Origin of the sequence: Saccharothrix obliqua (assembly GCF_019375475.1) — a bacterium.
GTDB classification, from domain to species: domain Bacteria; phylum Actinomycetota; class Actinomycetes; order Mycobacteriales; family Pseudonocardiaceae; genus Actinosynnema; species Actinosynnema obliqua.
Genome location: NZ_JAHXGQ010000018.1, coordinates 16,247 through 28,430, shown reverse-complemented (window position 1 = coordinate 28,430; position 12,184 = coordinate 16,247). Strand labels below are relative to the sequence as shown.

Sequence of the window (12,184 nt, the reverse complement as noted above, 5' to 3'; positions counted from 1 at the left end):
AAGTGAGTCCTCCTCACCCGCAGCGGCGCGGGGGAAGCGGGGGGTGTTGCCGTGACGTTCAAAGAGGAGTTCCTGGCGGAACTGGAGGACTGCCTGCGCGGGTACGGTGCCGTGCCGGTGTGCGATCCCGGTGCGCTCGCGCGGTTCGTCGACTACGTGCGCGGCCTGCCGGACGACGACACGAGGCTGCGGTGCCTCGCGGGGGTGGACCAGGGTTCGGGTTCGTTCTGGAACAACCCGGCGGTGTGGTGGGAGCAGGTGCCCCGGTTCGGGGTGGGGCTGCACGACTGCTCGACGCTGCTCGACCGGCTGCTGGACGAGGCCATCACCGACGAGATCGACGTGCTGGAGATGGAGATCCGGGAACTGCCGGGCTGAGGCACCGCCGAAAAACCACCCGTTGTGCGCCCGGGTCGCCGGACGCACAACGGGGAGCGCTCAGACGGACAGCAGCCGGTCGAAGAACGCCCGGTAGCGCCGCAGCGCGAGCCGCAACTCCTCGGTGTCGGCCTGCCCGCCCTCGTGCCACTGCTCCTCCAGGGAGCGCTTGTGCTCGGCGAACGTGGTCGCGAGGCTCTGCACCACCTCGGCGACGAGTTCGTCCGCGCGCCGCACCGCGCCCTTGGGGTCGTCCACGAAGTCGGTCTGGAGGGTCCGCCACACGTCCCGGAAGCCGTCCGCCTCGTCCGCGCCGAACAACGGCTCCTCGTCGTGCCGCGGCTCGTCGTGCCGCGGCGACGGCACGGCGTCGTCCGCCGCCGGGTACGGCTCGCCCTCCGGAACTTCCTCGTACCGCTCGGTTTCCTCGACCACCTGGTTGTCCGGGTGGTGGTCGGTGGCGGCGAAACCCGTGTCCCGGACGTGCTTCTCCGGTGCCGCCAGGTCCTCGGTCGTCAGGCGATCGGTCATCACCGCGCTCCTTCCCGGCGCTGGGCGTCGCGCTGCGCGCCGCCCGCCAACAGGTCTTCGAACAGTGCCCGGTAGTGGACCATCGCCGCGCGCAGGTCCTCGGTGGACGCCTCACCCCGGTCGTGGCGGTCGGAAATGGTGTGCGCCTCGCGGTAGTGGTCGAGCGTCCGCGCGTGTTCCACGGACAGCAGCGACGCCTGCCGCTCGTACCCCTCGGTGGGGTAACCGCGTTCCGCCATCAGGTCGGTCACCAGGCGGTCCGCTCGGGCGACCGCGTCATCCGGCGCGTCGACGAACTGCTCCTGGATGCGGCTCCAGTTCCGCGCGTAGGCGTCGCGGGTGCCGGCGGGCAGGGGGCGCAGCTCCAGCTTCGCGTGCTCGCGCTCGCGCTCGACCAGCTCGCGCTCCGCGGCCATCCGGTTGTCGCCGCGCGCCATCGCCCGCTCGTACTCGGGCCCGAACTTCTCCTGCAACCTCTTGCGCCGCAAGAGGAACGTCGACAGGACGGCGACCGCGGCGACGACGACCAGCACGACGACGACAACGCCGATGATGGTGCCGGTGGACATCATTGCCTCCTTGGCTTGGCTGCCCTCCGGGTAGCCAAGCCGCGCACGGCACAAACGTGGCCGGTGACCGCTCGAGCCGCCGCTACCCCTTGACGCACACCACCTGCTTGAGCCGCGCGACGACCTCCACCAGGTCGTCCTGCCGCGCGATCACCGAGTCGATGTCCTTGTAGGCGCCCGGGATCTCGTCCACCACACCGGCGTCCTTGCGGCACTCGACCCCGGCCGTCTGCGCCGCGAGGTCCGCCTCGGTGAACGTCTTGCGCGCCTTGTTCCGCGACATCCGCCGCCCCGCGCCGTGCGACGCGGACTCGAACGAATCCGGGTTGCCCAGGCCGCGCACGATGTACGAGCCGGTGCCCATGGAGCCGGGGATGATGCCCAACTCGCCCTTGCGCGCCCGGATCGCGCCCTTGCGGGTCACCAGGACGTCCTCGCCGAAGTGGTGCTCCTCCGAGACGTAGTTGTGGTGGGCGCTGATCGGCTCTTCGAAGGACACGTGGGGGAAGGCGTCACGCAGCACGCCGCACACCAGCTCCAGCATGGTGGCCCGGTTGCGGCGCGCGTACTCCTGCGCCCAGTACAGGTCGTGCCGGTACGCCGCCATCTCCGGCGTGCCGGCCAGGAACACCGCCAGGTCCGGGTCGGGCAGCTCGGCGTTGTGCGTCAGGCCCCGCGCCACCTCGATGTGGTGCTGCGCCAGCTGGTTGCCGACACCGCGCGACCCGGAGTGCAGCATCACCCACACCCGGCCCGCGGTGTCCAGGCACACCTCCAGGAAGTGGTTGCCGCCGCCGAGGGTGCCGACCTGCCGCAACGCCTTGTCCAGCTTGAGGGTCGGGGTGAGCCGGTCGAAGCCGTCCCAGAACGCGTCACGCCCGACCACCGGCTCCCGGTGCATCGCGAAACCCACCGGCACGGCGGCCTCCAGCGCGGACCGCAGCGGGCCCAGCGACGCGGGCAGGTCGTCCGCCGACAGCGACGTGCGCACGGCCGTCATGCCGCAACCGATGTCCACGCCGACCGCCGCCGGGGACACCGCGTCCTTCAACGCGATCACCGAGCCCACGGTCGCGCCCATCCCGTAGTGCACGTCGGGCATCACGGCCACGTGCTTCACCGCCCACGGCAGGGAAGCGATGTTGTGGAGCTGCCGCAGGGCCTGCTCCTCGACCTCGGCCGGGTCGGCCCAGAGCCGGATGTCGACGTGCGCGCCGGGGATCGTGGTCGCGTTCATGCCGGAAGGCTAAGTCCGGCACTGCCCGGCGGCGAGTCGATTTCCCCGCCGGGCAGGGGAAACCGCCCCCTCAGCGGCTGACCGCGCGGCGGTACTGGCGGGTGGCCAGCGGCACGAAGACGACGAGGAACACGGCGACCCAGATGAGCGTCATCAGCACCGGGTGGCGCAGCGACCACACGTCCGGAGGCGGGAAGGCGGGATTGGTGTTCCCGAACAGCTCCCGGGCCGCCTGGGTGACCGCCGACACCGGGTTCCACTCGGCGAACGTCTTCAGCACGCCGGGCAGCTTGCTCTCCTGCACGAAGGTGTTGGCGATGAACGTCAACGGGAAGATCGCGATGAAGCTGGCGTTGTTGAACACCTCCGGGCTGCGCACCGCGAGACCGACGATCGCCATGCCCCACGACACCGCGTAGGCGAACAGCAGCAGCAGCGCGAACCCGGCGAGCGCTTCGGGGAACGACGAGTTGATCCGCCAGCCCACGATCAGGCCGGTCACCGACATCACCAGGACGACGATGACGTTGTTGACCAGGTCCGAGGTCGTGCGCCCGATGAGCACCGCCGAACGGGCCATCGGCAGCGACCGGAAGCGGTCGATGACGCCCTTCTGGATGTCCTCCGCGAGCCCGCTGCCGGTGATGGTCGAGCCGAACACCACGGTCTGCGCGAAGATGCCGGCCATCAGGAACTCCCGGTAGTCCATGCCGGGTATCTCGATCGAGCCGCCGAACACGTACGCGAACATCAGCACGAACATGATCGGCGACAACGTCGAGAACACCAGCAGGTCCGGCACCCGCTTGATCTTGATCAGGTTGCGCTTGGCGACGACCGCGCCGTCACCCAGCGCCTGCGTGAAGGCGTTCATTCCCCCTGCTCCTCTTCTTCGGCCGCGTGCCCGGTCAGCGACAGGAACACGTCGTCCAGCGTCGGCCTGCGCAGGCCGACGTCGAGCACCTTCACCGATTCCGCGTCGAGCCGCCGGATGCCCTCCACCAGCACCTCGGAGCCGCCGGACACCGGGATGGTCAGCCGGTGCCCGCGCTCGTCCTCGACGATCTCGCCGACCGCCAGCGGTCCGAGCGCGGCGCGTGCCGTCGTGACGTCCTGCGCGGAGCCGACGGTCAGCTCCAGCCGCTCACCGCCGACCTGGGCCTTCAGCTCGTCGGCGGTGCCGAGCGCGATCACGTGGCCGTGGTCGATGACCGCGATCCGGTCGGCGAGCCGGTCCGCCTCCTCCAGGTACTGCGTGGTCAGCAGGAGCGTGGTGCCGCCCGCCACGAGTTCGCCGAGCACGTCCCACATGCCGAGCCGGCTGCGCGGGTCCAGGCCGGTGGTCGGCTCGTCCAGGAACAGCACGCGCGGCGTGGCGACCAGCGCGCCCGCGAGGTCGAGCCGCCGCCGCATACCGCCCGAGTAGCCCTTCACCGGCCGGTCGGCCGCGGCCACCAGGTCGAACCGGGCCAGCAGCTCCCGCGCGCGTTCCCGGCTGCGCTTCTTGCCCAGGTGGTACAGGCGGCCCACCATGTCCAGGTTCTCGAACCCGGTCAGGTTCTCGTCCACCGCCGAATACTGGCCGGACAGGCCGATGCGGCGGCGGAGTTCCTTCGCGTCGGCGTGGACGTCCAGCCCGGCGACCGTCGCCCGGCCGGCGTCCGGCTCCAGCAGGGTGGTGAGCACGCGCACCGTCGTCGTCTTGCCCGCCCCGTTCGGGCCGAGCAGTCCCATGACGGTGCCTTCGGGCACCACCAGGTCCAGACCGTCCAGGGCGACGACCGATCCGTAGCGCTTGACCAGCCCTTCGGCCACGATTGCGTCTGACATGGGGGCCATGATGGACCCGCCGGATGGCATGTGAAGGGCGGATTTCACTCGGATGGAGCAGTGCCGCCCGGTCGGTGGGGGTTTCCGTGACACCGGGGCGCGGCGTGGTCGCCCGGCCGGCCGAGCCGCGTGGTGGGCGACTTGCGCCGGGCGGCGAAACGGTGTGCGCTGCGTGTCGTGACGATCCGCCGAGCATCCACTCCGGACCTCCCGCACCTCCTCGTGTTGATCCGGGAGTTCTACGGGATCGACGGGCACGAGTACGACGAGGAGCACGTCACCGCCGCCCTCGGGCCGCTGCTGGCGGGTGACGAGGTGGGGCAGGTGTGGTTGTTCGACACCGGCTACGCCGTGCTCACGTGGGGGTATTCGCTGGAGTCCGGTGGGCGTGACGCGTTGCTCGACGAGTTCTTCGTGCGCAACCGCGGTGGTGGCGTCGGTGGGCGGGTGATCGCCGAACTGGTGGAGGCGTGCCGGGCGGCGGGCGCGCGGAAGGTGTTCCTGGAGACGGAAGCCCACAACGACGCGGCCCGCCGCTTCTACGCCCGGCACGGGTTCACGCCGGAGGGGTCCACCTGGTTCAGCCGGGTGCTGGAGCCGGGCCCGCCGCCCGCCTGACCGGCAACCGCTTGCCGCGCCCGTCGCACGGGCGGCGGGAACCGCTTGCCGCCGCCCACCGGACGGACGCCGCCGATGCGGTGGTCCGCCGGACGACCCGTCGGCCCACGCCGACACCACCTGCGCCCGCGACCGGGCGCGGAACCGCCGACCCCGCACGGCGGGAGTCGCCCCGGGGGGCCTCCCCGCTCTGACGCCGCCCGCGCTCCGCGCCCGGGCGAATCGCGTGGTGTGGGGCCGTTCGACGCGTCGCCGCCGGCTCCGGTCGGCGGTGGCCGCGCCGCCGAAGGACCGACCGGACCGCCCTCCGCGCCCTTCGCCCGCCACGCACCGGAGGGCCGCCTTTCCCCGCCGGCGCGGGGTTCGGCATTCTCGTCCCGGGTGAACCGGACGCGGGCGGAGCCCGTGTGCTCACCCGGTTATCGAAGTCCGGCACGAGGTCCAGGGCCGCGCCACCGGCCCCCTCCGCGGCCGGGACCGCGAGACGCCCGCACCGCGACCGGGAGGAGGAGGCCGACGTGGTGTCGAGGACCGGTCGCGCCGCGGCGCGCGGCGAGTGGTCGGACCGGTTCGGGCCGCGCCCGCGTGGCCCCAGTGTTAGGGCTCATATTCAAGGGTGCGTATGCACCCAAAAACGCTCAACCGAGTGAACTGGAACCGGCGTGCGCGCCGACTAGGGTGTTTGCAGTTCTTTTCAGCGAGGAGCGATCCGAATGGCAGCCGTCCAAACCCGACGCAAGCGCAGGCTCGGGCAGTTCCTCAACGCGCTGCGCAAGCGCGCGGGCAAGACCGAGGTCGACTACCACGCGCTCACCCGCAAGACCCAGTCGACGCTGTCGCGGATGGAGAACGGCTACATCAGTCCGAGTTGGACCGAACTGGGCGCGTTGCTCGGCCTCTACGGCGCCTCGGACGCCGAGCGGCGCGAGGCGGAAGCGCTCTGGGAGGACGCCAAGCAGGACAGCACCCGCCTGGCCAACGCCGCCGCGTATACCCCCGAAGCACGCACCTACGCGCGGCAGGAGGCGGACGCGACGGAGGTCCTCACCATCGAGATGATCGTGATACCCGGTCTGCTCCAGACCTCCGCGTACGCCGCCGCGGTGCGCACGGCGGGTCGGCGTTTCCTGGACCCGGCCGTTCCGGTGGACCAGGCCGTGGCCGCCCTGGCGAGCCGACGCCGGCGGCTGCCGGGGCTGCGCCTGCACGCGATCATCGACGAGGCCGCGTTGCACCGCTCCGTCGGCGGGCGGGCGGTGATGGCCGACCAACTCGCGCACCTGCTGGAGATGGCGCGGATGCCCAACATCACCATTCAGGTGATCCCGTTCGGCGCAGGCGCTTACGGAACCATGTCGGGCGGTGGCGCCACCGCCCTCAAGTTCGACGCCGGCGACCCCTCCGCCGTGTACCTGGAGTACGCGGGCGGCGGTAAGTGGGTGGACAATCCCGCCGACGTCGAGAAGTACCTGCTCCACTTCGACGACATGGCAGCGGATGTCGCCCTCTCGCCCAAGGAGTCGGCATCGCTGATCAGAAAACTGGCAACTGCACTGAAGGAAACATGAACACGACTAAGACGTGGCGTAGAAGCTCGTATTCAGGCGCGGGCAACAACTGCGTGGAACTGGCCGTGAGCCGGAGGACCACGGTGGTGCGCGACAGCAAGCGGCCCGCGCCGCACCTGACCTTTGCCGACCGTCCCTTCCGAGCTTTCCTCACCCTCCTCCGCCAGGACTGACCCCCGACCCCGGCCGGCCGCCCGTCGGAACCGCAGTCCTGCGGGCGTCCCCCGGTCAATCTCGTGAAACCACCCGGTGGGCTTATCGCTCCCTCGATCGGGTCGCTCACCGGAGTTAGTCCACAAAGGACGCCGGGGTCGTTCGGTTTCGTCCGGTCGGGCGTGCCGTCGAATCCACCGCGACCCCGGGTGCATCGGTCGTCGATGCACCTTCGTCGCCGTGTCGCGTGGTTGGGCCGTTCGGCGGATCGGCCACGCGGTGCGGTGTGAGCCCGCTCATGGCGCATCGTCCGTCCACACCGGACTGATCGGGTGCTGCGCCGCCGGTCGCGCCCCTCGACGGCGCCGGCCCGGAACGGCGGGTTACCGGATCACCGCGCACACCGCTGTTCCCGTCGGGCGGCCCGATTCCTAAGGTTGCCTGAGCGGACCGCCTCGGGGCGGATGACCGGCGGAGAGGCGGACATGGAGCTACCCACGTGGGTGTGGCTTGCGGTGCTGGGCGGGATCGCGCTGGTGATCGCGCTCGACTTCTGGCTGGTGGCCCGCAACCCGCGGGAGCCGTCGTTCCGGGAGTCGCTGGGCTGGGTCGGTTGCTACGTCGGCCTCGCCGCGGCGTTCGGGCTCGGTGTCGTGGTGCTCGCCGGCCCCGGCCACGGCGGCGAGTTCTTCGCCGGCTGGATCACCGAATACTCGCTGAGCGTGGACAACCTGTTCGTGTTCGTGCTGATCATGAGCAGGTTCTCGGTGCCGCGGGAGAACCGGCAGAAGGTGCTCGTGGTCGGCGTCGTGCTGGCGCTGCTGCTGCGTGCCGTGTTCATCGCGGTCGGCGCGGAAGCCGTCGAGCGGTTCGACTGGCTCTTCTACGTGTTCGGCGCGTTCCTCGTGTACACCGCCTGGAAGCTGCTGCGGCAGGGCGACGAGGAGGAGGCCGAGTTCCACGAGAACGCCGTGCTGCGCGTGGTGCGGCGGGTCGTGCCGACCTCGTCGGCGTACGACGGCGCGCGGCTCACCACCGTGGTCGGCGGTCGGCGGGTGGTGACCCCGATGCTCATCGTCATGGTCGCCGTCGGCACCACCGACCTGCTGTTCGCCGTCGACTCCATCCCGGCGATCTTCGGCCTCACGCAGGAGCCGTTCCTCGTGCTGACCGCCAACGCGTTCGCCCTGATGGGCCTGCGCCAGCTCTTCTTCCTGGTCGGCGGACTGCTCGACCGGTTGGTGCACCTCGCCAAGGGCCTCGCCGTCATCCTCGCGTTCATCGGGGTGAAACTGGTCCTGGAGGCGTTGCACCACCACGGCGTCGCGTGGGCGCCGGAGATCCCGATCCTGGCCTCGCTCGGCGTCATCGTCGGCGTGCTGCTCGTGACGACCGTCGCCAGCCTGATGACCTCGGCTCGGGCCGAGGCGCGCGACTCCTGACGGCCACCGCGGACCACACCGCCCCACTAGCCTGATCGGGTAACTGTGAAAACGGCGGGGCAACCCGGATCGCGGTTCGCCCCGTCCTCTGCACATGAGAAGCCTAGGAACCGCACTCGGTGCCGGCGCGCTGCTGCTCGCGCTCGCCGGCTGCGCCACGTCCCAGCCCACGGTTGACGCGGGTGACGGCGGCGGTCCGACGCTGACCACGTCGCCCGCGTCGACCTCGCCCTCCGCGGACCCCGATTCCACCAGCCCGGTGCCACCGGGTGGCCGCGAGGTGCCCAAGGAGAAGCTCGACGCCGCCGCGGTGCCGGAAGGCACGCCCAAGACCGTGTGGACCGAGGGCGACGGCCGCACCCTCGGCCTGATCGGCCAGGAGGGCGGCTGCGGCAAGGCGAGCGTCGAGATCACCGAGCAGAACGCGACAACGGTGAAGGTCGTCGTGGTGGAGACCACGCCGAAGGACGCGGAGGTCTGCACGATGGACATCCGGTACCCGCCGCTGACCGCCGCGCTCGACGCGCCGCTGGGCGACCGCCAGGTCGTGCTCAGCACGCGCCAGGACCAGAAGTAACCCGCCACGCGCCCGGCTCGGCCGCCCCCGGCCGGGCCGGGCGCGACCCGGTGCGCCGGGCCCGACGGCGGTAGCGTCCTACCGCTATGAGGAACGTGAAGCTCGCCGGGGTCCTGGTGGCCCTCGTGCTGGCCGGCTGTTCCGGCGGCGGCGACGGCGCGACCGGCCCGTCGACGACCCCGACCACCGCGACGGGCACCACCAGGCCGAGCCCGCCGCCGCAGTCCTCCGCGCCACCGCTGCCCGACCAGACCGCGGTGCCGCCGGAACGCCTGGACGCCGGGGCGTTGTCCGACGCCTACGAGCGGCAGGCGTGGGTGTCCGCGGACGGGCGCACGGTGCGGGTGCTGAGCCTCGCCGGCGGCTGCAAGCGGGCCTCCGCCGAGGTGGCCGCGCAGTCCGCCGACCAGGTCCGGATCACCCTCGTCACCACCTACTACCCGCCCGACGGCGGCGCGTGCACCCAGGAGCTGTACGACGTGCCGGTGCACGTGTCGCTGGACGCGCCGCTCGGCGACCGCCTGCTCGTCCTGGAAGCACGTGAGCAGACCGCCTGACCACGGGCGGTTGATCTAGCATCCGTGCGTGTCGATTCCACTCGAACTGCGCCGGGGGCTGGCCGACCCGGAATTCTGGGCGATGTACGCCTTCACGTCCGACGACGAGTTCTTCGAGGAGGACGAGCACGTCGCCACCTTCGAGGTGGGCGGTGGCCTGGCGCTGGACCTGTCGGTCAGCGACGGCTACTTCGACCTCGGCGTCCGCTCCGGTGACGAGGAGCCGGTGACCGTCGGCTGGGACGACGAGGGGCACCCGCACCCGCACGCCCTGCGCTGGGCGGAACTGGACCTGGTGTGCCGGGCCGCCGCGTTGCTCGACCCGGAGCTGCGCCATCCCGGTCCCGGGCTGGCCCTGCTCGCCCGGTTCGCCGTGCTCGGCGAGCACGACGACGTGGACCGCGCGTCGGCCGCCCTGCACGCCGCCGTCACGGGCCTGCGTGGTGGTGGCGACGCCCCGTACCCGAAGCCGTCGCGGATGGGCGCGGGGTGGCACGTCGACGCCGAGGGCAACCACTACCTCGTCCACGACGACGCCTACACGACGCGTGGCGAACCGGACGACACGGACTTCCCTTGGGAGACCTGGCGCGCGTTGCTCGCCGAAGCCGAGCGGACGCTGGCCACCCGCGTCCACCGGCTCGCCGACCGCACGCCGCTGGACGCGGCCGTCGCCGACCCGGAGGCCGCGCCGGAACTGGCGCGGGTGCTGGCCGCCGACGGCTACGCCGACCGCGTGGTGCTGCGCGCGCTCACCGACCCGGTGCACCCGGCCGAGACCGCGTGGGTGCTCGAACTGCTGTCCGGCGCACCCCGCGGCTCACTGCTGCCGACGACCGCCACCGACGCGCGCGCCTGGTGGGCGGACCACTGACCGGGACTACTTGCGGAAGCTGATCTGGAGGGTCGGGGCGGAGGTCTCGGCGAAGAAGTCGTTGCCCTTGTCGTCGACGACGACGAACGCCGGGAAGTCCTCCACCTCGATCCGCCAGACGGCCTCCATGCCCAGCTCGGGGTACTCCAGGACCTCGACCTTGCGGATGCAGTCCTGCGCGAGCCGCGCCGCCGGTCCGCCGATCGAGCCGAGGTAGAACCCGCCGTGCTCCCGGCACGCGTTGGTGACCTGCTTGGAGCGGTTGCCCTTGGCCAGCATCACCAGCGAGCCGCCCGCCGCCTGGAACTGCTCCACGTACGAGTCCATGCGGCCCGCCGTGGTCGGCCCGAACGAACCGGACGCGTAGCCGTCCGGCGTCTTCGCCGGCCCCGCGTAGTAGACCGGGTGGTCCTTCAGGTACTGCGGCATCGGCTCGCCCGCGTCCAGGCGCTCCTTGATCTTGGCGTGCGCGATGTCGCGGGCCACCACCAGCGGGCCGGTCAACGACACGCGGGTCTTCACCGGCAGCCTGCCCAACGCCTCCCGGATCTCCGCCATCGGCCGGGTCAGGTCGATCCGGACCACCTCGTCGGAGAGGTCCTCGCCCTCGACGTCCGGCAGGAACCGCGCCGGGTCGCGCTCCAACTGCTCCAGGAACACGCCCTCCGGCGTGATCTTCGCCTTCGCCTGCCGGTCCGCCGAGCACGACACGGCGACGCCGACCGGGCACGACGCGCCGTGCCGGGGCAGCCGGATCACGCGCACGTCGTGGCAGAAATACTTGCCGCCGAACTGCGCGCCGATGCCGAAGTTCCGGGTCAGCTCCAGCACCTGCTGCTCCAGGTCCACGTCCCGGAACGCGTGGCCCGCCGCGGAGCCCGAGGTGGGCAGGCCGTCCAGGTAGCGGGCGGACGCGAGCTTCGCGACCTTCAGGTTCTGCTCGGCCGACAGGCCGCCGACGACCACCGCGAGGTGGTACGGCGGGCACGCGGCGGTGCCCAGCGAGCGCAGCTTCTCGTCCAGGAACCGCGCCAGCCGCGCCGGGTTCAGCAGCGCCTTGGTCTCCTGGTACAGGAACGTCTTGTTCGCCGAGCCGCCGCCCTTGGCCATGAACAGGAACTCGTACTTCGGCGCGGTGCCGGGCGCGGCGAACAGGTCGATCTGCGCGGGCAGGTTGGTGCCGGTGTTCTTCTCGTCCCAGAAGGTGACCGGCGCCATCTGCGAGTAACGCAGGTTCAGCTCCTGGTACGCCTCGAAGATGCCGCGGGACAGGGCTTCCTCGTCGGCGCCGCCGGTCAGCACGGACTCGGTGCGCTTGCCCATCACGATCGCGGTGCCGGTGTCCTGGCACATGGGCAGCACGCCGCCCGCGGAGATGCACGCGTTGCGCAGCAGGTCCATGGCGACGAACCGGTCGTTGCCGCTGGCCTCCGGGTCGTCCACGATGGCGCGCAGCTGCGCGAGGTGCGACGGCCGCAGCAGGTGCTGGATGTCGCGGATCGCCTCCTTGGCGAGCAGCGTCAGCGTGGCCGGCTCGACCTGGAGGAAGCGGCGGCCTGCGGCCTCGACGACCGACACGCCGTCCGCCGTCACCAGGCGGTACTCCGTGTCGGTGTCCTCGGCCAGCGGCAGGACGTCGGTGTGCACAAAAGGTGTGGTGGGCACTGCGGGCACGTCGCGGGCTCCCTTGCGCGCGTTCGGGTTCCGACGAACCTATACCGCGCCGACCGCCCCGAGGCCGTCGGCGTGGTGTGATTCGCGTCGTGCCCCCGGACGCGCGGAAGGCCGGGCCGGCCCCCGACCGCCCCGACCTTCCTCAGCGCGCGACCACCTCCACGAGAGGGGTGGAG

General features: G+C 71.5%; 14 protein-coding genes. 8 read left to right on the top strand and 6 right to left on the bottom strand.

Going from position 1 to position 12,184, the window contains the following annotated elements:
• Positions 1-51: 51 nt before the first annotated feature.
• Positions 52-378 carry a hypothetical protein gene (locus tag KZQ38_RS34090; protein ID WP_219448142.1) on the top strand — a complete coding sequence of 109 codons (327 nt, stop codon included), beginning with the start codon at positions 52-54 and terminating at the stop codon, positions 376-378.
• 60 nt (positions 379-438) lie between these two features.
• Here the strand turns inward: KZQ38_RS34090 and KZQ38_RS34085 are convergent, their stop codons facing one another.
• The 5 genes from KZQ38_RS34085 to KZQ38_RS34065 all read right to left on the bottom strand — a co-directional run bounded on the left by KZQ38_RS34085 (position 439) and on the right by KZQ38_RS34065 (position 4,545).
• Entirely contained in the window at positions 439-909 is a 471-nt protein-coding gene (locus KZQ38_RS34085; RefSeq protein WP_219448141.1) for a hypothetical protein, read from the bottom strand.
• Positions 909-1,478, bottom strand: a complete 570-nt coding sequence (locus KZQ38_RS34080; protein ID WP_219448140.1) for a hypothetical protein — start codon at positions 1,476-1,478, stop codon at positions 909-911. The genes KZQ38_RS34085 and KZQ38_RS34080 overlap by 1 nt, the downstream gene beginning before the upstream one ends.
• Positions 1,479-1,560: 82 nt before the next feature.
• On the bottom strand, positions 1,561-2,715 hold the full coding sequence (locus KZQ38_RS34075) for an RtcB family protein (protein ID WP_219448139.1): 1,155 nt from the start codon (positions 2,713-2,715) through the stop codon (positions 1,561-1,563).
• A gap of 70 nt (positions 2,716-2,785) precedes the next feature.
• Positions 2,786-3,589 carry an ABC transporter permease gene (locus KZQ38_RS34070; RefSeq protein ID WP_219448138.1) on the bottom strand — a complete coding sequence of 268 codons (804 nt, stop codon included), beginning with the start codon at positions 3,587-3,589 and terminating at the stop codon, positions 2,786-2,788.
• Positions 3,586-4,545 carry an ATP-binding cassette domain-containing protein gene (locus tag KZQ38_RS34065; RefSeq protein WP_219448137.1) on the bottom strand — a complete coding sequence of 320 codons (960 nt, stop codon included), beginning with the start codon at positions 4,543-4,545 and terminating at the stop codon, positions 3,586-3,588. Before KZQ38_RS34065 ends, KZQ38_RS34070 begins: the two co-directional genes overlap by 4 nt.
• 177 nt (positions 4,546-4,722) lie before the next feature.
• Here KZQ38_RS34065 and KZQ38_RS34060 point away from each other — a divergent pair, with 177 nt between their 5' ends.
• From KZQ38_RS34060 to KZQ38_RS34030, 7 genes are all read left to right on the top strand, one after another.
• Entirely contained in the window at positions 4,723-5,163 is a 441-nt protein-coding gene (locus tag KZQ38_RS34060) for a GNAT family N-acetyltransferase (protein WP_308258730.1), read from the top strand.
• Positions 5,164-5,876: 713 nt separating this feature from the next.
• Entirely contained in the window at positions 5,877-6,731 is an 855-nt protein-coding gene (locus KZQ38_RS34055; RefSeq protein ID WP_219448136.1) for a helix-turn-helix domain-containing protein, read from the top strand.
• Positions 6,728-6,904 (top strand): DUF397 domain-containing protein, encoded by a 177-nt coding sequence (locus KZQ38_RS34050; protein ID WP_219448135.1) that lies wholly within the window; start codon positions 6,728-6,730, stop codon positions 6,902-6,904. The genes KZQ38_RS34055 and KZQ38_RS34050 overlap by 4 nt, the downstream gene beginning before the upstream one ends.
• Positions 6,905-7,369: 465 nt before the next feature.
• Positions 7,370-8,326, top strand: a complete 957-nt coding sequence (locus tag KZQ38_RS34045) for a TerC/Alx family metal homeostasis membrane protein (RefSeq protein WP_219448134.1) — start codon at positions 7,370-7,372, stop codon at positions 8,324-8,326.
• Between the two features lie 94 nt (positions 8,327-8,420).
• Positions 8,421-8,903, top strand: a complete 483-nt coding sequence (locus tag KZQ38_RS34040; RefSeq protein WP_219448133.1) for a hypothetical protein — start codon at positions 8,421-8,423, stop codon at positions 8,901-8,903.
• Between the two features lie 86 nt (positions 8,904-8,989).
• A complete protein-coding gene (locus KZQ38_RS34035; RefSeq protein WP_219448132.1) occupies positions 8,990-9,460 on the top strand; it encodes a hypothetical protein in 471 nt (156 codons plus the stop codon).
• 28 nt (positions 9,461-9,488) lie between these two features.
• Positions 9,489-10,334, top strand: a complete 846-nt coding sequence (locus KZQ38_RS34030) for a hypothetical protein (protein WP_219448131.1) — start codon at positions 9,489-9,491, stop codon at positions 10,332-10,334.
• Between the two features lie 6 nt (positions 10,335-10,340).
• Here the strand turns inward: KZQ38_RS34030 and KZQ38_RS34025 are convergent, their stop codons facing one another.
• The gene (locus KZQ38_RS34025) at positions 10,341-12,008 is read right to left on the bottom strand and encodes a fumarate hydratase (protein ID WP_308258729.1); all 1,668 of its coding nucleotides are present in this window, start codon (positions 12,006-12,008) and stop codon (positions 10,341-10,343) included.
• Positions 12,009-12,184: the final 176 nt, after the last annotated feature.

What these genes read in the sequence shown, in the direction of transcription:
- KZQ38_RS34085 (WP_219448141.1), bottom strand. Translation starts at nt 909, where the DNA reads ATGACCGATCGCCTGACGACCGAGGACCTGGCGGCACCGGAGAAGCAC.
- KZQ38_RS34080 (WP_219448140.1), bottom strand. Translation starts at nt 1,478, where the DNA reads ATGTCCACCGGCACCATCATCGGCGTTGTCGTCGTCGTGCTGGTCGTC.
- KZQ38_RS34075 (WP_219448139.1), bottom strand. Translation starts at nt 2,715, where the DNA reads ATGAACGCGACCACGATCCCCGGCGCGCACGTCGACATCCGGCTCTGG.
- KZQ38_RS34070 (WP_219448138.1), bottom strand. Translation starts at nt 3,589, where the DNA reads ATGAACGCCTTCACGCAGGCGCTGGGTGACGGCGCGGTCGTCGCCAAG.
- KZQ38_RS34065 (WP_219448137.1), bottom strand. Translation starts at nt 4,545, where the DNA reads ATGTCAGACGCAATCGTGGCCGAAGGGCTGGTCAAGCGCTACGGATCG.
- KZQ38_RS34055 (WP_219448136.1), top strand. Translation starts at nt 5,877, where the DNA reads ATGGCAGCCGTCCAAACCCGACGCAAGCGCAGGCTCGGGCAGTTCCTC.
- KZQ38_RS34050 (WP_219448135.1), top strand. Translation starts at nt 6,728, where the DNA reads ATGAACACGACTAAGACGTGGCGTAGAAGCTCGTATTCAGGCGCGGGC.
- KZQ38_RS34045 (WP_219448134.1), top strand. Translation starts at nt 7,370, where the DNA reads ATGGAGCTACCCACGTGGGTGTGGCTTGCGGTGCTGGGCGGGATCGCG.
- KZQ38_RS34040 (WP_219448133.1), top strand. Translation starts at nt 8,421, where the DNA reads ATGAGAAGCCTAGGAACCGCACTCGGTGCCGGCGCGCTGCTGCTCGCG.
- KZQ38_RS34035 (WP_219448132.1), top strand. Translation starts at nt 8,990, where the DNA reads ATGAGGAACGTGAAGCTCGCCGGGGTCCTGGTGGCCCTCGTGCTGGCC.